This window comes from Streptomyces sp. NPDC058284 (assembly GCF_042881135.1).
Classification (GTDB): Bacteria; Actinomycetota; Actinomycetes; order Streptomycetales; family Streptomycetaceae; genus Streptomyces.
In genome coordinates, this window is the sequence record NZ_JBHVYE010000012.1 from 180,360 (window position 1) to 199,038 (window position 18,679).

Annotated in this window: 20 protein-coding genes; 14 read left to right on the forward strand and 6 right to left on the reverse strand. The window is 71.9% G+C overall.

The genetic code is table 11. The annotated features are described in order from the left end of the window. Positions 1–273: 273 nt before the first annotated feature. Positions 274–3,021 carry an FAD-binding and (Fe-S)-binding domain-containing protein gene (locus ACFVYR_RS19030; RefSeq protein WP_384257019.1) on the reverse strand — a complete coding sequence of 916 codons (2,748 nt, stop codon included), beginning with the start codon at positions 3,019–3,021 and terminating at the stop codon, positions 274–276. 692 nt (positions 3,022–3,713) lie between these two features. Between ACFVYR_RS19030 and ACFVYR_RS19035 the strand changes: the two genes are divergently transcribed. From ACFVYR_RS19035 to serC, 7 genes are all read left to right on the forward strand, one after another. Next, a complete protein-coding gene (locus ACFVYR_RS19035; RefSeq protein WP_384256984.1) occupies positions 3,714–5,255 on the forward strand; it encodes an ATP-binding protein in 1,542 nt (513 codons plus the stop codon). Next, positions 5,252–5,722: a roadblock/LC7 domain-containing protein gene (locus tag ACFVYR_RS19040; RefSeq protein ID WP_384256982.1), complete on the forward strand. Its 471-nt coding sequence runs from the start codon at positions 5,252–5,254 to the stop codon at positions 5,720–5,722. The genes ACFVYR_RS19035 and ACFVYR_RS19040 overlap by 4 nt, the downstream gene beginning before the upstream one ends. Then, positions 5,719–6,075, forward strand: coding sequence for a DUF742 domain-containing protein (locus tag ACFVYR_RS19045; protein WP_384256979.1), 357 nt, complete (start codon positions 5,719–5,721; stop codon positions 6,073–6,075). Before ACFVYR_RS19040 ends, ACFVYR_RS19045 begins: the two co-directional genes overlap by 4 nt. Continuing rightward, a complete protein-coding gene (locus ACFVYR_RS19050) occupies positions 6,056–6,715 on the forward strand; it encodes an ATP/GTP-binding protein (RefSeq protein WP_384256977.1) in 660 nt (219 codons plus the stop codon). The genes ACFVYR_RS19045 and ACFVYR_RS19050 overlap by 20 nt, the downstream gene beginning before the upstream one ends. Beyond that, positions 6,712–7,992, forward strand: coding sequence for a cytochrome P450 (locus ACFVYR_RS19055; protein ID WP_384256975.1), 1,281 nt, complete (start codon positions 6,712–6,714; stop codon positions 7,990–7,992). Before ACFVYR_RS19050 ends, ACFVYR_RS19055 begins: the two co-directional genes overlap by 4 nt. Continuing rightward, positions 7,989–9,227 carry a cytochrome P450 gene (locus ACFVYR_RS19060; protein WP_384256973.1) on the forward strand — a complete coding sequence of 413 codons (1,239 nt, stop codon included), beginning with the start codon at positions 7,989–7,991 and terminating at the stop codon, positions 9,225–9,227. The genes ACFVYR_RS19055 and ACFVYR_RS19060 overlap by 4 nt, the downstream gene beginning before the upstream one ends. A 107-nt stretch (positions 9,228–9,334) precedes the next feature. Continuing rightward, entirely contained in the window at positions 9,335–10,453 is a 1,119-nt protein-coding gene (gene serC, locus ACFVYR_RS19065) for a phosphoserine transaminase (protein WP_384256971.1), read from the forward strand. Between the two features lie 108 nt (positions 10,454–10,561). On the opposite strand, the gene ACFVYR_RS19070 is transcribed toward serC, so the two are convergent. Further along, the gene (locus tag ACFVYR_RS19070; RefSeq protein WP_384256969.1) at positions 10,562–11,563 is read right to left on the reverse strand and encodes a WD40 repeat domain-containing protein; all 1,002 of its coding nucleotides are present in this window, start codon (positions 11,561–11,563) and stop codon (positions 10,562–10,564) included. Positions 11,564–11,648: 85 nt separating this feature from the next. On the opposite strand from ACFVYR_RS19070, the gene ACFVYR_RS19075 reads away from it, so the two are divergent. Next, entirely contained in the window at positions 11,649–12,368 is a 720-nt protein-coding gene (locus ACFVYR_RS19075; protein ID WP_384256966.1) for a GDSL-type esterase/lipase family protein, read from the forward strand. A 118-nt stretch (positions 12,369–12,486) separates the two neighbouring features. Here ACFVYR_RS19075 and ACFVYR_RS19080 read toward each other — a convergent pair whose 3' ends face one another. Beyond that, positions 12,487–13,395: a hypothetical protein gene (locus ACFVYR_RS19080; protein ID WP_384256964.1), complete on the reverse strand. Its 909-nt coding sequence runs from the start codon at positions 13,393–13,395 to the stop codon at positions 12,487–12,489. Between the two features lie 106 nt (positions 13,396–13,501). Beyond that, positions 13,502–13,912: a hypothetical protein gene (locus ACFVYR_RS19085; protein ID WP_384256962.1), complete on the reverse strand. Its 411-nt coding sequence runs from the start codon at positions 13,910–13,912 to the stop codon at positions 13,502–13,504. 83 nt (positions 13,913–13,995) lie between these two features. On the opposite strand from ACFVYR_RS19085, the gene ACFVYR_RS19090 reads away from it, so the two are divergent. Further along, positions 13,996–14,802 (forward strand): helix-turn-helix domain-containing protein, encoded by an 807-nt coding sequence (locus ACFVYR_RS19090; protein ID WP_384256960.1) that lies wholly within the window; start codon positions 13,996–13,998, stop codon positions 14,800–14,802. Then, a complete protein-coding gene (locus ACFVYR_RS19095; RefSeq protein WP_384256957.1) occupies positions 14,799–15,044 on the forward strand; it encodes a DUF397 domain-containing protein in 246 nt (81 codons plus the stop codon). The genes ACFVYR_RS19090 and ACFVYR_RS19095 overlap by 4 nt, the downstream gene beginning before the upstream one ends. A gap of 5 nt (positions 15,045–15,049) precedes the next feature. Here ACFVYR_RS19095 and ACFVYR_RS19100 read toward each other — a convergent pair whose 3' ends face one another. Then, a complete protein-coding gene (locus ACFVYR_RS19100; protein ID WP_384256955.1) occupies positions 15,050–15,556 on the reverse strand; it encodes a carboxymuconolactone decarboxylase family protein in 507 nt (168 codons plus the stop codon). Positions 15,557–15,597: 41 nt separating this feature from the next. On the opposite strand from ACFVYR_RS19100, the gene ACFVYR_RS19105 reads away from it, so the two are divergent. The 3 genes from ACFVYR_RS19105 (at position 15,598) to ACFVYR_RS19115 (ending at position 17,307) form a co-directional block, all read left to right on the forward strand. Beyond that, positions 15,598–16,113 (forward strand): MarR family winged helix-turn-helix transcriptional regulator, encoded by a 516-nt coding sequence (locus ACFVYR_RS19105; RefSeq protein ID WP_384256952.1) that lies wholly within the window; start codon positions 15,598–15,600, stop codon positions 16,111–16,113. Positions 16,114–16,193: 80 nt separating this feature from the next. Continuing rightward, complete coding sequence (locus ACFVYR_RS19110; RefSeq protein ID WP_384256950.1) at positions 16,194–16,784, forward strand: Uma2 family endonuclease; 591 nt, start codon at positions 16,194–16,196, stop codon at positions 16,782–16,784. Between the two features lie 49 nt (positions 16,785–16,833). Next, complete coding sequence (locus ACFVYR_RS19115; protein ID WP_384256948.1) at positions 16,834–17,307, forward strand: aldo/keto reductase; 474 nt, start codon at positions 16,834–16,836, stop codon at positions 17,305–17,307. 176 nt (positions 17,308–17,483) lie between these two features. Here the strand turns inward: ACFVYR_RS19115 and thpR are convergent, their stop codons facing one another. Beyond that, complete coding sequence (thpR, locus tag ACFVYR_RS19120) at positions 17,484–18,077, reverse strand: RNA 2',3'-cyclic phosphodiesterase (protein ID WP_384256946.1); 594 nt, start codon at positions 18,075–18,077, stop codon at positions 17,484–17,486. 24 nt (positions 18,078–18,101) lie between these two features. Between thpR and ACFVYR_RS19125 the strand changes: the two genes are divergently transcribed. Continuing rightward, a complete protein-coding gene (locus ACFVYR_RS19125; RefSeq protein ID WP_384256944.1) occupies positions 18,102–18,626 on the forward strand; it encodes a GNAT family N-acetyltransferase in 525 nt (174 codons plus the stop codon). Positions 18,627–18,679: the final 53 nt, after the last annotated feature.

Consider the following 18,679-nt stretch of genomic DNA (forward strand, 5'->3'; position numbering starts at 1 on the left):
TTCGGTGGTTTCGGTGGTTTCGGTGGTTCGGCCGTGTCGCCACGGAACAGCGTGTCCATCCGTATGGAGTCGTAGCAATTGCGCACGACGAGTCCGCGTGGAGCGGCGGCAGTGTCCTTCCCGGCCGTCTCGCCGGGAACTTCCGGCTCCTTCGGCGATACAGGGTCCTTCGGGATCTCCGGCACGACCGCACACCCGACTTCTCGCATCGACAGATGATCAAGAACCATCCCGATCCTGCCGGAAACGGACACCCGTCCCCACCCGCAAAGGTCACCTGGGCCGGGGACTTTGGTCCCGGTGCGCCGGGAGCAGGCGGGAGCCAAGCCCTTCCGCCAGCACCTCCGCCAAGTGCCGCCCCCGCACCCCCGCCAACTGCTCCAGCTGGGTCCGGCAGGAGAAGCCGTCGGCCAGGACCACCGCCTCGCCGTCGGCCGCCGCCACCGACGGCAGCAGCTGCTCCTGCGCGCAGGCCTTGGAGACGCCGTAATGGCCGCGTTCAAAACCGAAGTTCCCGGCGAGTCCGCAGCAGCCGCCGCTCAGTTCGCCCGTCAGTCCTGCCTTGTCCCGCAGTCGCCGCTCCGCCGCGTCGCCGAGGACCGCGTGCTGGTGGCAGTGGGTCTGGCCGACGGCGCTCCGGCCGATGTGCGGCGGGCGCCAACCGGGGGCCAGCTCCTCCAGGGCCTGGGCGAAGGTGCGGACCGCCGCGCCGAGCCGGGCCGCGCGCGGGTCGTCGCCGAGCAGTTCGGCGAGGTCCGCCCTGAGGGCCGCGGCGCAGCTCGGCTCCAGGACGACCACGGGGATCCCGGCGTCGAGCAGCGGCTCCATCCGGTCCAGGGTGGCGCGCAGCACGGCGCGGGCGCGGTCGAGCTGGCCCGTCGAGACGTACGTCAGGCCGCAGCAGACCCCGCGCGGCGGCACCGTGACCGTGAGCCCGGCGGCTTCGAGGACCGCCACCGCGGCCCGTCCCACCGACGGCGAGAGGTGGTCGGTGAAGGTGTCGGGCCAGAGCACGACGTGGGGAGCGCCCCCTGCGCGCGGCCTCCCGCGCCACCACTGCCGGAACGTGCGCGGAGCCAGCCGCGGCACCGCCCGCTCCGCCGCGATCCCGCCCATCCGCTTGCCGAGCGCCACCAGCGGGCCGACCCGGGCGAGGGCGTTGACGAGCCGGGCGGTGCGCGTCGCCGCGACGGCCCGCAGCCAGCGCGGCAGGTGGCCCATCGTGTAGTGGGCGGCGGGCCTGCGGCGGCCCCGGTAGTGATGGTGCAGGAACTCCGCCTTGTACGTGGCCATGTCGACGCCCACCGGGCAGTCCGAGCGGCAGCCCTTGCAGGACAGGCAGAGGTCGAGGGCGTCCTTGACCTCGGTGGAGCGCCAGCCGTCCGTCACGACCTCTCCGGCGAGCATCTCGTGCAGCAGGCGGGCGCGCCCGCGCGTGGAGTGCTCCTCCTCGCCGGTGACGCGGTAGGACGGGCACATCACGCCGGTGGGCGAAGCGGGGCTCGCCGTACGGCACTTGGCCACGCCCACGCAGCGCCGTACCGCCGCCGTGAAGTCGCCGCCGTCGTGCGGGTAGCCGAAGACGACGTCGACGGGCTCGCGCGGCAGGGGCGCGAACCGCAGGTCGGCGTCGAGGGGCGCGGGCCGCACCAGCATGCCCGGGTTGAGCAGCCCCGCCGGGTCCCAGACGTCCTTCACGCGCCCGAAGAGGCCGACGAGTTCGGGTCCGTACATCTTCGGCAGGAGTTCCGCGCGGGCCTGCCCGTCGCCGTGCTCGCCGGAGAGCGAGCCGCCGTGGGCGACGACCACGTCGGCGAGGTCTTCGGAGAAGCGGCGGAATCCGGCGATGCCCGCGGGGGTGAGCAGATCGAAGTCGATGCGCACGTGGATGCAGCCGTCACCGAAGTGCCCGTACGGGGTGCCGCGCAGGCCGTGGTCGGTGAGCAGCTTCCTGAAGTCCCGCAGGTAGGCGCCGAGGCGGGCGGGCGGCACCGCGCAGTCCTCCCAGCCGGGCCACGCCTCCGAGCCGTCCGGCATACGGGTCGCCGTGCCGCTGGCGTCCTCCCGCACCCGCCACAGCGCGCGCTGCCCCGCCGGATCGTCGACGACCAGGGCGTCCACGGTGTCCCCCGCGGCGGCCCGCACGATCGTGTCGGCACGCGCGCGTGCCTGCGCCGGGCTCTCGCCGCCGGTCTCCACGAAGAGCCAGGCGCCGCCCCTGGGCAGGCCGTTCGCCCCCCTCACCAGGTCGGCCGCCATGCCTTCGACCGTGAGCGGGCCGTGCGGGAGGAGGCCCGCCGCCGCTTCGGCCGCCGCGCTCTCGTCCGCGTACCCGAGCACGGCGAGCGCCCGCGCGCGGGGTGCCTCGACGAGGCGTACGACCGCTTCGGTGAGGACGCCGAGCGTGCCCTCCGAGCCGCAGAAGGCGCGCGCGAGGTCCGTGCCGTGTTCGGGGAGCAGCGCGTCCAGGGCGTATCCGGAGATGCGGCGCGGCAGTTCGGGGAAGCCGGTGCGCAGGAGCGCCAGGTCGCCGTCCACGAGGGCGCGCAGTCCTTCGGGGGCGCCGTCCCAGCCGCGGGCGAGATGGCGGCGCTCGCCCGAACCGTCGACCACGGAGAGGGCGTGCACGTTGTCGGCGGTCGTGCCCCAGGCCACCGAGTGCGAGCCGCAGGAGTTGTTGCCGATCATGCCGCCGAGGGTGCAGCGGCTGTGCGTGGAGGGGTCGGGACCGAAGGTGAGTCCGTGCGGGGCCGCGGCGGCGCGCAGGTCGTCGAGGACGACGCCCGGCTGGACGACGGCCGTGCGCGTCCCGGGGTCGAGGGAGACGACGCGGTTCATGTGCCGGGTGAGGTCGAGGACGACGCCGACTCCCGTGGCCTGTCCGGCGATCGAGGTGCCCGCGCCGCGCGGTACGAGCGGAAGGCCGCGTTCCCGGCACACCGCGAGGGCCGCCGCCACGTCGTCGGCGTCGCGCGGGGCCACGACGGCGGCGGGCACGCGGCGGTAGTTGGAGGCGTCCATGGTGTGCAGGGCGCGGGCGGTGACGGAGAGGTCGACATCGCCGCGTACGGCGGCGCGGAGGTCGCGGGCGAGGGCTTCGGGGTCGACGTGGGCTTGGGCGTGCCGCAGGCCTGCGCGGGGGCGGGTGCGGGTGCGGCCGGAGCCGCTGGGGCTGCCGGGGCGGCCGGGGCGGCCGGGGCGGCCGGGGCTACTGGGGCTACTGGGGCTGCTGGAGCCAACGGAGCCGCCGGTACCGCCGGTACCGCCGGAGTCACCAAAGCCGCCGGTACCGCCGGAGTCACCAAAGCCGCCGGTACCGCCGGAGTCACCGGAGCCGCTGGTGCCGCTAGTGCCGCTGGTGCCGCCGGTTTTGCCACCGTGGCCACCGGAGCCACCGGTTTTGCCACCGTGGCCACCGGAGCCGCCGGTTTTGCCACCGTGGCCGCCGGATTCGCCGGAGCCGCCCCCGTGGCCACCGGACCCCCCGGACCCCCGGGGACCGCCGAGCTCACCGGAACCGCCAGGACCGCCGCCGAGATCGCTCATCCCCCAAGCATGCCCACGCGGCAACCCCTCGTGGCCACCCCGCCCCACCCGTTTTCTCATGATCCGGACCGGAAGGTTCCCAACTCGGTCGACAACTCTCCTATAGTGATCTTTTCTTGAGCCAAGCTTGAGCAGAGTGTGTCGCTTCCGATCGAGGACCCCGATTGATGACCGCGCAAACCCCCCCAGCGCGCCCCGGGACGGAGCACCCTCCGCTGCGCCCGTCCGCGCTCGTCCTGCTGACCTGCGCCGTGGTCACCGCGGCGCTCACCGGAGCCGCCGCGGCCCTCGCGCCCGCCTCCGTACGCACCCCGCTGGCCTGGGGATCCGGCGCCGCGGCCGTAGCCCTGACGGTCGCCGTGACGCTCGCCTTCCACACCCTGCGCGCCAACTCCCTGCTGCGCCGCCGCGTGGCGGCCGGGGAGCAGGACGCGGAGCGCCTCGTACGCGAACATGCCGCCCGTACCGAGGAGTTCACCCGTGAGCGGACCGCGCTCACCGAGTACTTCGCCCGGGAGCGGACCGAGCTGACCGTGCGCGTGCGCCGCGCCGAGTCCGAGCGCGCCGCCGCCCTCGCCGCCTGCGCCAACGCCGCGGGCCGCATGCAGGCCCTGGCCACCGGCATGCTCGCCGACCTGCGCGAGATGGAGGGCAGGCACGCCGACGAGGACGTCCTCACCGACCTCCTCCACCTCGACCACCGCACCGCGCAGGCGGGCCGCATCGCCGACTCCGTCGCGGTGCTCACCGGCGCCCGCTCCGGCCGCCGCTGGGCCCGGCCCATCGTCATGGAGTCGATCCTGCGCGGTGCGATGGGCCGCATCGGCGGCTACCAGCGGGTGCGCGTCCACTCGGCCAGCGAGGTCGCCGTCGCGGGCCACGCCGCCGAGGGTGTCATGCACGCCCTGGCCGAACTCCTCGACAACGCGACGAACTTCTCGCCGCCCACCTCCGAAGTGCACGTCTACATCGAGGAGGTCGCGGCGGGCGTCATCATCTCCGTCGAGGACAGCGGCCTCGTGATGGGACCGGTGCAGCAGCGCCGCGCCGAGCAGGCCGTGTCCGGTGAGGCCCAGGGCCTCGGCGGCCTGTCCGGCACCCGGCTCGGGCTCGCGGTGGTCGGCAGGCTGGCCCGCAAGCACGGTCTGACGGTGTCGTTCCGGCCGTCGGCGCGGGGCGGTACGGGCGTACTCCTGCTGATACCCCAGGAGTTGGTCTCCCGACCCTCGGCGACGGCTCCGACCACGGCGGCCCTCCCGCTCCCAGCCTCCGCGACCGAGCGTGCCACCCCCGACACCCCGTCACCCGCGAGCGCGCCGGAGGGGACGCGGGGGGATGTGCGCACGGAGCACCGAGCCGACCGTGACGTCCAGGAACTTCCGACGCGGCGCAGGGATGGCGAGTACGCAGATCCCCCCGCGGCCCCGCACCTGCAGATGAACCCCGGGCGCCCGGCCGAAGACACCCCCGACGCCCCCCTCCCCAAGCGCCCCCGCGGCCGCACCCTCGCCGCCGCCGAGCGGGCCCGCGCCGACAGCGACACGGGTGAGACCCGGCGGCCGCCCGCCGCCACCGCCGCGAGCACCGCGGCCCGCTTCAGCAGCTTCCGCCAGGCCGTCCGCCCCGCTCCGTCGGACCCCTCAGGACCGGCGCAGGACACGGACGCCACCGCAACTCCCCCGCACCCGGAAGGCGAGACCCCCCGATGAACACCGGCTCCACCCCCGGCACCACCGCCGGTTCCACCCCCGGCGCCACCACCGACGAGAAGCTCACCTGGCTCCTCCAGGGACTCCTGGAGCGCACCCCCGGCGCCCGGCACGCCCTCGTGCTCTCGCGGGACGGCCTGAAGCTGTGCCGCACGCCCGAGCTCTCCGTCGACCAGGCAGACCAGCTGGCCGCGATAGCCGCCGGCATCCAGTCCCTCTCGCACGGCGCGTCCGCCGAGTTCGGCGACGGCAGCGGCGGGGTCCGCTCCGCGATGGCCGAGTTCTACGGCGGCATCCTCTTCATCGTCGAGGCGGGCGAGGGCGCGCACCTCGCGGTCATCGCCGCCGAGGACGCCGACGCGGGCCTCGTCGGGCACACCATGGCCGAGCTGGTCGAGCAGCTCGGCGAGCACCTGCGCGCCGCGCCCCGCACGGACGGCGCTCCCCGCACCCAGCCCGCCTCATGAGCCGCCCCGGCCGGGACGACTCCCCCGACCGGCTGTACACCCTCACCGGAGGACGCAGCCGGTCGGCGCCCGACACCCCCTTCGACCTGGTGACCCTCGTCGTCGCCGAGTCGGCGCCGGTCCCCGGCATGCAGTCCGAGCACGCCGCGATCCTGCGCCTGTGCCACCTGCCGACCGCCATGGTGGAGGTCGCCGCCGAGCTGGGCCTGCCGGTGAGCATCACCCGCATCCTGCTGTCCGACCTGCTCGACGCGGGCCGGATCAGCGCCCGCCACCCGCGCGCGGGCGCCGACCACAGCCTTCCCGACCCCGACATCCTGGAGCAGGTGCTCGTTGGACTCCGCAACCTCTGAACGCAGCGCTACCGGGGCCACCCGAACCGAACTGACCGCCACCGCGGACAACGGTCTGAAGATCGTCGTGGTCGGCGGCTTCGGCGTCGGCAAGACGACGCTCGTACGCTCCGTCAGCGAGATCCGTCCCCTCAACACCGAGGAGACGATGACGCAGGCCGGGCGGGGCATCGACGAGACGGGCGGCCTCGACGGGCTGCGCGCCAAGACGTCCACGACCGTCGCCTTCGACTTCGGCCGCATCACGCTCGACGCCCACAACATCCTCTACCTCTTCGGCGCCCCCGGCCAGGAACGCTTCTGGTTCCTGTGGGACCGCCTCTTCTCCGGCACGCTCGGCGCGGTCGTCCTCGTGGACCCGCGGCGCGTCGAGGACTCCTGGTACGCGATCGACCGCCTGGAGCACCACGGCACGCCGTTCATCGTCGCCCGCAACGACTTCGGGGGCTCCCCGCACACCCTCGATCAGCTGCGCGAGGCGCTCGACCTCGACCCCGGCGTGCCGCTCGTCGACTGCGACGCGCGCTCCCGCGGGTCGAGCAAGGCCGTCCTGATCACGCTCGTGGAACACCTCCAGTCGTTGTACACGGCCCAGCGCGCCGCCCTCCCGCCGAACGCCCTCCAGGAGAACGCCCAGTGACCTGCCCCGTAACCGGCGCCGGAGCCGACGCCGCTGCCGCGCCCGGTCCCGTCCCGCTCTCCGGCCCGCGGTTCGCCACCGAACCGACGCAGCTGTACCGGGAGATGCGCCGCGACCACGGCCCCGTCGCCCCCGTCCTCCTGGACGGCGGCATACCGGCCTGGCTGGTGCTCGGCTACCGCGAACTCCACCAGGTCACCGGCGACCCGGTCCTCTACAGCCGCGACTCCGAGCTGTGGAACCAGTGGCCGCACATCCCCGCCGACTGGCCGCTCCTGCCGATGATCGGCCACAAGCAGCCGTCGATCCTCTACACCGTCGGCGAGCGGCACACCCGCCGCGCCGCGATGATCGCGCACGCCCTCGAAGGCGTCGATCCCTTCGAACTCCGCGCGCACGCCGAGCAGTTCGCGGACGAGCTGATCGACCGCTTCTGCGGCAAGGGCACCACGGAGATCATCGCCGAGTACGCGATGCTGCTCCCGGTCCGCGTCCTCGCCCGCATCTACGGCTTCTCCGACGAGCAGGGCCCCGGCCTCGTCACGGCGATGAACGACATGATCGACGGCCGCGAACGGGCGCTCGCGGGCCAGCAGCACCTGGCCGGTTCGATGATGCGGCTCATCGCCGACAAGCACGCCGAGCCGGGCGCCGACGTCGCCTCGTACATGCTTCAGACGCAGGCGGACGACGGCGAACTGGGCTTCTCGGACGAGGAGATCGCCCAGGACCTGATGGTGATGATGGCCGCGGGCCACCAGCCGACCGCCGACTGGATCGGCAACTCGCTGCGCCTGATGCTCACCGACGACCGGTTCGCCGCCTCCCTGTTCGGCGGCCGGCACAGCGTCGCCGAGGCCATGAACGAGGTCCTGTGGGAGGACACCCCCACGCAGAACGTCGCCGGGCGCTGGGCCTCCCGCGACACCCAGCTGGGCGGTCGCCGCGTCAACTCCGGCGACCTGCTCCTGCTCGGCCTCGCCGCCGCCAACTCCGACCCGCAGGTCCGCACCGACGGCTCGGCGCTCACCGGCGGCAACAGCGCCCACTTCTCCTTCGGCCACGGCGAGCACCGCTGCCCCTTCCCCGCCCAGGAGGTCGCCGAGGTCATCGCCCGCACCGGCATCGAGGTCCTCCTCGACCGGCTGCCCGACCTCGACCTCGCGGTGCCCGCCGACGCCCTGACCCGCCGCCCGTCGCCCTGGCTGCGCGGCCTCACCGACCTGCCGGTGAGCTTCACCCCGACCCCGACCTCAGTGTTTGGAGACCTCAGATGAAGCGCATCGCCCTGGACCCGTTCGTCACCGACCTCGACGCCGAGAGCGCCCTGCTGCGCGCCGCGGGCCCGCTCGCCGAGGCGGAGCTGCCGGGCGGCGTCCCGGTGTGGGCGGTCACGCACCACGCCGAGGCGCGCCGGCTCCTCACCGACAGGCGCCTGGTGAAGGACATCGATGTCTGGGGCGCCTGGCGGCGCGGCGAGATCCCCGCCGACTGGCCGCTGATCGGCCTCGCCAACCCCGGCCGCTCCATGCTGACGGCCGACGGCGAGGAGCACCGCAGGATGCGCACACTGGTGGCGCAGGCGCTGACGCCGCGCCGCGTGGAGCGCATGCGGACCCGCATAGCGGAACTCGCCTCGGGCCTCCTGGACAATCTCCCCACCGACTCCGGCACGGTCGACCTGAAGGCGGAGTTCGCCTACCCCCTCCCCATGTACGTCATCAGCGACCTGATGGGCATCGACGAGGCGGACCTCCCGCGCCTGAAGGTCCTCTTCGACAAGTTCTTCTCCACGCAGACGCCCCCGGACGAGGTCGTGGCGACGCTCGGCGAGCTCGCCGGGATGATGGCCAAGGTCGTCGCGGAGCGCCGCGCGAAGCCCGGCGACGACCTGACGAGTGCCCTCGTCCAGGCCTCCGAGAACGGCGACCGCCTCACCGACGAGGAGATCGTCTCCACCCTCCAGCTGATGGTCGCCGCGGGCCACGAGACGACGATCTCCCTCATCGTCAACGCCGTCGTCAACCTCGCCGCCCACCCCGACCAGCTCGCGCTGGTCCTCGCGGGCGAGGTCGGCTGGGACGCGGTGATCGAGGAGACCCTGCGCTACTCCTCACCGACCTCGCACGTCCTGATCCGCTTCGCCGCGGCGGACGTCCCCGTCGGCGACAAGGTGATCCGCGAGGGTGACGCGGTGATCGTCAGTTACGGCGCGATAGGCCGTGACGAGGCCGCGCACGGCCCCACGGCGGGCACCTTCGACATCACCCGCACGTCCCCCACCCGCCACATCTCGTTCGGCCACGGCCCCCACGTCTGCCCCGGCGCGGCCCTCTCCCGCCTGGAGGCGGGAGTAGCCCTCCCGGCCCTGTACGCCCGCTTCCCTGACCTGCGGCTCGCGGTCCCGCACGAGGCCCTCCGCAACAAGCCGGTGGTGACGCAGAACGATTTGTACGAGCTGCCGGTGCGTCTTGGGCCCGCCCGGGGGCAATCCAGCCCCTCCGGCGTTTGAGGAGCGGGGCCCGGGGCGGAGCCCCGCGGCGTCCACCCCGGGTGACCGAGGATCTCAGCCGACGGACACCACCAAGACGGCGAGCCCCGAACCGCTAGGCTCGCCCCGTGGCTGAGATCCAGATTCCCGCTGACATGAAGCCCGCCGACGGCCGTTTCGGCGCGGGCCCCTCCAAGGTGCGTACGGAGGCGCTGGACGCCCTGGCCGCCACCGGTACCTCTCTGCTCGGTACGTCCCACCGCCAGGCCCCGGTCAAGAACCTGGTCGGCCGCGTGCGCGAGGGCATCGCCGACCTCTTCTCCCTCCCCGAGGGCTACGAGGTGATCCTGGGCAACGGTGGCTCCACCGCGTTCTGGGACGTGGCGACGCACGGCCTGATCGAGAACAAGTCGCAGCACCTCAACTTCGGCGAGTTCTCCTCCAAGTTCGCGAAGGCGTCGAAGCTCGCCCCGTGGCTGGCCGAGCCGACCGTGATCGCGAGCGACCCGGGCACGCACCCCGACCCGAAGGCGGAGGCGGGCGTCGACGTCTACGCCTTCACCCACAACGAGACCTCCACCGGCGTCGCCGCCCCCATCAAGCGCGTCGCGGGCGCCGACACCGGCTCCCTCGTCCTGGTGGACGCCACGTCCGGCGCGGGCGGCCTGCCGGTCGACATCGCCGAGACGGACGTCTACTACTTCGCCCCGCAGAAGTCCTTCGCCTCGGACGGCGGCCTGTGGCTGGCCGCGTTCTCCCCGGCGGCGATCGAGCGCGCCGAGCGGATCCACGCGTCGGGCCGCCACGTCCCGGAGTTCTTCTCCCTCCCCACGGCGATCGACAACTCCCGCAAGAACCAGACGTACAACACCCCGGCGCTCGCCACGCTCTTCCTCCTCGCCGAGCAGCTGGACTGGATGAACTCCCAGGGCGGCCTGGACTTCACGACCGGCCGCACGGCCGCGTCCTCGCGCACGCTGTACGGCTGGGCCGAGGAGTCCAAGTACGCGACCCCGTTCGTCACGGACCCGGCGAAGCGCTCGCAGGTCATCGGCACGATCGACTTCGCGGACGAGATCGACGCGGGCGCGGTGGCGAAGGCCCTGCGCGCGAACGGCATCGTGGACACGGAGCCGTACCGCAAGCTGGGCCGCAACCAGCTGCGCGTCGCGATGTTCCCGGCGATCGACCCCGCGGACGTCGAGGCGCTCACGAAGTGCATCGACTACGTGATCGAGAAGCTCTGACGCTTCACTGCGCGACCAGCCGCGGGTGCGCCGTAGCTGGTCGCGCAGTTCCCCGCACCCCGAACCTCGGGTGCGTAAGCCTCTCCCCCCAAGCCGCCCTTCGCCCCGCTACTTGCGCCCGCGCCGTCCCAGCCGTTTCAGGCCGAACACGGCGAGCAGGACGGCTCCGACGACTATGGCGCCCGTCTTGAGGCTTCCGTTGAGGAAGGGGTCGTCGCCGTCGCGGGCCGTGCCGCCGTTGTCCGAGGGGGACTTGCCGTTTCCGCCGCCCCCGCCGGGCGCCTCCACGGGCTCCACGTCGCTCTGGGCACCCTCCGTGCCGTACATCAGGGTCGTGCCGTCCGTCGTGTACGTGACGGACTCTCCCTGCCGTTGCAGCGGCACGCTCAGGCGGCCCTTGCGCTGCGGCTTCTTGCCGTCGCCCTGCCACGCGTACCAGATGCCGCCGAAGTAGCCGCGCACGGCGAGCTGCTTGCCGTCGGGCGAGAAGGCGCCGTCGGTCACCCACAGGTCGATCTCGGCGACGCGCTTGAAGACGTTCGTGCCGGAGGCCGACATCCGCTCCGGGCTCTCGTACAGTCCGCCGCCGTCCTCGTTCTTGCTGACGATGTAGATGCGCCCGGTCTTCGGGTGGACCATCAGCGCCTCCGCGTCCCGCGCGCCGTCGGCGTACTTCACGACGTACTGCGTGGCGCGGACCGTCTGGTTCTTGAGCTGCTTCGGCTCGGGGAGCTTGTAGATCCAGACGTTCTTCCAGGTGCCGTTGAGGTTGTCACCGATGTCGCCGACGTAGATGTTCCCGTCGCTGCCGATCGAGATCGCCTCGACGTCGCGCGGTGCGCCGACGCCGGCCATCGTGATGGTGGCGACGGTCTCGCCCGTCTTCGAGTCGACCGCGTACAGGTAGGCGCCCTTGTCCTGGTCGTTGTGCGTCCAGTAGATGCCGGGGTGGGCGCGGGACGCGGCGAGGCCGCTGGACTCGACGATCCGCGGATCCTTGATGGTGAACCCGTCGTGGTCGTCGGCCGCGGCAGGTGCGGCGGGGACAGCCACGGCGAAGACCAGTACGGCACCGGCGAGGACAGACGGAACAGCCCGAAGCGAACGCATGCGCCCAAGCGTGCCATCTGCCCGCGCGGGCGGCGTGCTCAGCCTCACATCGCAGTCGGTGCCCCCGATCCGCGATGATGACCCGATGTTCAGGTTCATGTTCGTCGGCGACTCGATGACGATCGGAAGCGCCGGGGAGCACACCTGGCGGTACCGGATGTGGCAGCACCTTCGCGACACCCTCGGCCCCGAGGGCGCCGCCGTGGTCGGCCCGCGCACCGCCCTCTACGACAAGGCGGCGGGCGAGCCCCTCTCCCACGACTACGCCGCCACCGTGTCCCCGGACTTCCCCCGCCACCACCTCGCGGGCTGGGGCGAGGGCTGGCTGCACATGGCCCCGCACATATCCGGCGCCCTGCACCGCGACCCCGCCGACATCCTCCTCATCTCCCTCGGCCTGATCGACCTCGGCTTCTACACGAACGCGGCCCAAACGACCGACAATGTCCGCGCCTTCATCACAGCGGCCCGTGCGACGAACCCCGGCATCCGGATGGTCCTGCTCCCCGTGATCCCGAACATCCGCGCGACCTCGGACGCCCCGTTCGCGACGGAGGTCTCCCACTTCAACGAACTGCTCGCAAAGACGGTGGCAGACCTGGACACGCCGGCTTCCCCCCTGCTCCTGGCGTCCCCGCCGCTGTCGTATGACATCAATGTGGACACGTACGACGGCACGCACCCCAACGCCTCCGGCGAACACAAACTGGCGTCGGCGTTCGCGACCGCCCTGTCCCAGGGGTGGGGCATAGGCGGCCCCTACGCCACCCTCACGGGCGAGGGCACCAGGCCGCCCCTCGAATAGCTTCCCACCCATGAGCCACGGCCACTGGCGGCACACAGCGGAGGCTCACGCGGACCCGGATGTGCTGGCGGCGCCGACCCGCGACCACGGCGTGGACCGACGCGGGCCGGACCGCCCGTCACGTCCTCGCGCTCGCCAGGCGGTCGCGCCAGGGCAGTGGTTGCGCGCGGCGGTCGTCCTTCGTGCCGGAGGAGGCCCCTTCCGTTCGGCACCGGCCGCATCGTGTTTCCTCGCCCAGAGGCCGGAAGACGTGCTCGGCCCCCGGCCCCGCGCACGTCACGAGCCCGAGCCTCACCGCCTCACCCGCAGCGGGTGTCGACTCCGCACGGTCCGGCAGCTTCTGCACCAGCCGGTGGCGTACGAACCCGACCGCCGACCGGACCCCGCCCGAAGGCAGCCCCGCAGTCAGCGCCTTGCGGAGGTCACCGGCCGAGACACCCCGCCGCAGCCACTCCGCCGCCGCCCCCGCCAGTGCTCGCGCCTCTCGTACGCCGAGCAGCAGGTCCCGGTTCACGTGGCGGAGTGACAGCAACACCCGCTCGGCCTCGGCCAGTTCCGTGTCGGCTGCGGGTTCCGACTCTTCGGGTGGGGGGTGGGGAAGATTCTTCTCCCGTTGTTCTTCTGGGTAAGAGCCACCGGGTTCCCGCGTTCCCGGCCCGCCGACCGTCGGCGCCTGCGCAGTCGGTGCGGGCCCGTCTCCGACCCGGGCCCGCCCCGCCTCCTCACCCGTCAGGGTGACGTTCGCCAGGAGCTGTTCCGTGACCCAGCGGCCCCGCTCACCCTGCCAACGCCATGCGTGCAAGTAGCCGGAGTCGGTGAGGAGTTGCTTGGCCCGCTGGTAGGCGCGGCCCTTGATGCCGAGCCGCGCCGCGTGTTCGCCGAGCGATCTGGCGGAGACGTCCGCCTCGGAGAGCCCCTGCACGTACAGGAGCAGGACCTTCGCATCGCTGTTCAGGCACTGATGCCGTACGACGTCGTGCGAAGCCTTCGTGTAGCGCCGGGTGGGCGCGATAGCATGCCGAAGCATCCCGGTGGACCTCTGATCCATTCGGTGGTGAAGGTCCTCGGGCGGTGTTGCTAGCACCTCCGGGGACCGCCCCATGTCCGGCCGGACACAGAGCGTGATGACGCGGTCACCGTACCGCACGTTTAGTCGTCTCGTGCAACAAATCACCCTCCACGAACGGGACTTCACTCGTCGGGCGTGACCTCCAGTCCAGGGGCCACGTGTAGCCATCCAGCGCGGGCACGCCGACGTACGCGAGGCTCCCCGCGCTCCGGCCCAGCGCCCGCGCGCCGACCGGCCAGGTGTACGACTCCGCTGCCTGCGGGGGCAGCAGGAAGTAGAGGTAGCGCCCGCCCGTCGCCTCGCGGACGATCGGGCCCGCGCGGAACTCCGTGAACTGCATCAGGTCGTACGCGACTTGCTCGCCGAGCGCGCCCTCGATCCGTACCGCGTCGAAGTGAATGCCCGCGTGCCGCAGGGCGTGGCCCGTCGCCGGAATCCAGTCGTGGACCCTGAGTGATGAGGTTTCCGAGTTCATGCGGCAAATGCTTACGGGCGCTTACATACTGTGACCAGGGATTCGCAGGCGCCGTGCTGCGCTGTGCACTTGGGGAGGACGTTGTGCACTCCGGTGAACGAGGGTCGGAGACGTTCGGCGCGTTGTTGCGGTTCTACCGCGAGCGGGCCGGGATGACCCTGGAAGGGCTGGGCACGCATGTTCAGTACTCCAAGTCGCAGGTGGCGATGGTGGAGCGCGGGGAGCGACCGCCCAAGGGCAAGTTGGTCGAGATTGCTGATGGGGTGCTGGGTGCACAAGGTGCACTGATGCTGCTCGCGGAGAAGGAGTTTGACAAGAGCGGGCTTCAGCTGTGGACTGAGGACTTTCTGGAGCACGAGAAGATGGCGCTGTCCATCCACTCCTACCAGGACCACGTAATGCCGGGGTTGCTACAGACCGAGAACTATGCGCGCGCCGTGTTCAACTGCGTCTATCCGCCGCTGGACGACGACGAGATCGACGAACGCGTAGCGAACCGGCTGGCACGGCAGAAGCTCTTCGCCCGCAAACCCGTTGCGGTTCTTAACTTCATCGTGGAGCAAAGCGCCCTGACCCGCCCGTTGGGCGGCAAACACGTGCTTAAGGAGCAACTGAACGGGATGGTCGAGTCCGCGGCACTTCGGAACGTCACGATCCAAGTCATGCCGCACGACAGACAGACCCACGCGGGGCTGATGGGTCCCATGATTCTGATGGAAACGGCCGAGCGACGACAGCTCGCCTACATCGAAGGGCATAAGGGCGGCTACTTCATCGCAGACCAGCCCGACTTGGGCAACCTGCAAGGCAAGTACGGGATTCTCCGCAGCCAAGCGCTGGCCCCGGAGGCTTCCGCGCAGCTCATCGAGGAGACGGCAAGCGAACTATGAGCAACGGAATGACTTGGTTCAAGAGCAGCTACAGCGTCGGCGAGGGCGAATGCCTGGAGGCGGCCCTCACCTGGTCCAAGTCCACTCACAGCGGCGACCAGGGCGGCGAATGCCTCGAACTCGCCACCACCCCCACCACCATCCACATCCGCGACTCAAAGCTGAACCCCACCGGCCCCACCCTCCAGATATCCCCCGCCACCTGGACCGCCTTCCTGGCGCGCCACGGCGAGGCGGACTGACGCGCTCACACCGCCCGCGTCAGCCGGTTCGCGAGCGTCGACATCGTGTACGTACCGATGCCCATGACGACTTCGAGGGCGTTGCGCTCGGTGTAGCCGTGGGCGAAGAACTCCTGCAGGTCGGCGTCGTCGACCCCGCCCGCCGTGGCGAGGACGGTGAGCGTGAACCGGCGTACCGCTTCGAGGCGTTCGTCGGACAGCGCCCGCTCCTCGCGGAGGGCCGTGATCAGCCCGGGCGATGCGCCCAGCTTGCGCAGCTTGCCTGTGTGCATCGTCACGCAGATGTGGCAGTCGTTGCGCGTCGCGACCGTCATGATGACGACCTCGCGGGCGACGGGTTCGAGGGTCGTCCGGTCGAAGGCCGCCGTCATCTCCAGGAACCCGTTGAGGAGGTCGGGCGACTCGGCGAGGCGGGCGACCGCGTCCGGCACCTGCCCGAAGGCGACGGCGGTGCGCTCCATCGTGGCGCGTGAGTCGGACGGTGCGGTTTCGAGTGTGTGCGCGGTGAACATCCCGTACCCCTGTGGGCCTGCCCGGCCCTAAAATAGACAACATGGTTGACGACAAGAAGAAGGTAAACCAGGTTGACGGTACGGGCAAGGGATATGACGGCAAGGGATATGAGCTGCCCCTGCTCCTCTTCGCCGGCTTCCGCACCCTCATCGACCGCCTGCACGCCGAGCTCGCCCGCCAGGGCCACCCCGACCTCCGCCCCGCGCACGGGTTCGCGATGCAGGCCATCGGGGCGGGCGGCGCCACCGCCAGCGAGGTCGGGCGGCGGCTCGGTGTCTCCAAGCAGGCCGCGGGCAAGACGGTCGACCGGCTCATCACCCTCGGCTACGCCGCCCGCACCGATGACCCCGCCGACGCCCGCCGCAAGCTGGTCCAGCTCACCCCGCGCGGGTTCGACGCGCTGCGCCGCTCGGCGGCGGTCTTCGACGAGTTGCGGGCGGAGTGGGCCGAGGCCCTCGGGGCGCGTCGGCTCGGCGAGCTGGAATCCGGGCTCCGGATGGTTGTTCCCCCGGACGCCTTCCGGCTCGACGCGGCCGGGTGGCTGGGTGGCTCGTGACCGGACGTGACCTCGGCTCCGTGCGTATCGTTGTACTGCGCGGCTGCGTTCGAGCGAGGGCGGCCGGGAGGAGCGCCACGATGACCGTCGTAGAGACCGACAGGATCGAGATGGCTGAGATCGGCGACGAGCGCACCTTGGACAAGATGTTCGAGTGGCTTGAGACGATGCCCGACCCCGAGGGAATCAAGACCGAGATCGTCGGGGGGCACGTCTTCATGTCGCCACAGCGGGACACCCACTGGGCAATCACCCTGGACATCATCGAGCAGTTGCGCAGCAAGTATCCGCGCAAGCGACTGAAGTCCGACGTCCGCATCGACTACCCGGGATACCTCAACGGCTTCGCAACCGACGTGACGCTCCTGGCCGAGGACGCCACCAAGAACGAGAAGGGCCAGTGGCAGTACCGGGACGTCCAGTTCGTGGCTGAAGTGATCTCCAAGAGCACGGGGATGAACGATTACGGCCCGAAGAAGACCGCGTACGCCGAAGCCAAGGTTCCCGTCTACCTCATCGTCGACCCGTACCAGGGCCGGTGCCTGCTCTACACCGACCCCAAGAACGGCGAGTACGACACTGACCGGAAGTTCGTCTTCGGCGACGCGGTGGACCTCACCCACACCACCGTCGGTCTCACCCTCAGCACCGACGAGTTCCCCCGCGACTGACAGATCCCCCCTTGCCTGGAGCCCACTCCACCCCGCTGGCTATGACCTCATGAGGTACACGCAGCTGGGACGCACAGGGCTCAAGGTCAGCCGGCTCACGCTCGGCACCATGAACTTCGGGCCGCTCACCAACGAACCCGACAGCCACACCCTCATGGACGCCGCGCTCGACGCGGGCGTCAACTACTTCGACACCGCCAACGTCTACGGACAGAGCGCGGGCGAGGGCTCGCGCCGCACCGGCGGGCGCGCCGCCGCCGAGCTCGCCAAGCCGGAGGTCCGCGCGCGGGTTCAGGCGTACGAGGAGCTGCTCGACAAGCACGGCCTGGAGCCCGGCGAGGTCGCGCCGGCCTGGCTGCTCACCCGGCCCGGCGTCACCGCGCCGATCGTCGGCCCGCGCACGGCGGACCAGCTGGACTCCGCGCTGCGCGCCGTCGAGCTCGAACTGTCCGCCGAGCTCCTCGAAGCGCTGGACGAGATCTTCCCCGGCCCGGGACCCGCACCGGAGTCCTTCGCCTGGTGATCCCGAGGGGGGAGTGACGGGCGAGGTGTGACGGGGGGTGACGGGTGGGGGTGACGGGTGGGGCGGCCCGCGTCGGCTATCCGCCGACCGCGGCCGCCACCGCCACCACGACGAACATCAGCACGAGTACACCGGCCATGATCCGGTTCCTGGTTTTCGGGTCCACGTAGTCGAGGTTAACCGGCGCCGCCCGGCTCTCCCGCGCCGCCTCCCAGTGACCAGCGCCCGACGGCCTCGTAGCGCGGCCGCTCCCCCGGCACCCCGCTGCGAGGCAGCTCGCTGCGGACGAGCGTCAGCTCCCGCACCGGCCACGCGGTGCCCGCGAAGGATCCGAGCGCGTCGGCGTACGGCGCGAGGTCCGGCTCGCCGCGGCCCCGCGCCAGCGTCAGGTGCGGGCGGTAGGGCCGGTGCTGCTCCTCCATCGTGATCCCCGCCTTGCGCGCCGCCGCGTCCGCGCGTCGGGCGAGCAGCCGCAGCGCGGCGACGTCTCCGGTGACACCGGCCCACAGCGCCCGGTCACCGAAGTGCCCGCCGCCGCGCAGGGCGAGGGAGAAGGGCGGCGTGCGGTGCGCGGCCCGCGCCAGGCGGGCGGCCAGGTCCGGCACCACCGCGTCGTCGGCCTCCGCCATGAAGGCGAGCGTGAAGTGCCAGCTCTCGCGGGCCGTCCAGCGCAGCTCGTCGGCGCCGGACAGCTGTTTCAACGCATGCGCGGCGGCGGCCAGTTCGCTGGTGGCGGTGTCCGGTGGGAGGACCGCGGCGAAGAGTCTCATGGAGGGTGACGCTAGCCTCCCTGCATGAGTGATACGGAGGCCATGAGGATCAGGCGGGGCCGGGTCGACGACATACCCGCGATCATCGCCCTCTTCGACGGCGCGGTGGAGTGGCTGGTCGCACAGGGCCGGATTGGGCAGTGGGGCACGAGGCCCTGGTCGGCCAACCCCAAGGCCGTCGCGATGGTCGAGAAGTACGTGACCGCGGGTGAGCCGTGGATCGCCGAGATCGACGGCGCCGTGGCGGGCACGGTCACCCTCACCGACGGGCCCGGCCCGAACATCCCCCTGGCCGACGAGCCTGAGCGGTACGTCCATCTGCTCGCCGCGGACCACCGCTTCGCCGGCCGCGGGGTGGGCCGCGCCCTCCTCGCCCACGCCGCCGAGGAGACCCGGAGGCAGGGCGTCTCCCTGCTCCGGGTCGACTGCTACGCGGGCGGCGACGGCAAGCTGGTCGCGTACTACGAGTCCACCGGCTTCACGGCGACGGAGACGTTCACGGGCCCGGACGGCACGTGGCCGGGCCAGGTGCTGGCGCGGCGGGTCTGACTGCCGCCCGGCCCCGACGGGACGGGTCCGACGGGACGGGGTCCGGCTGCCGC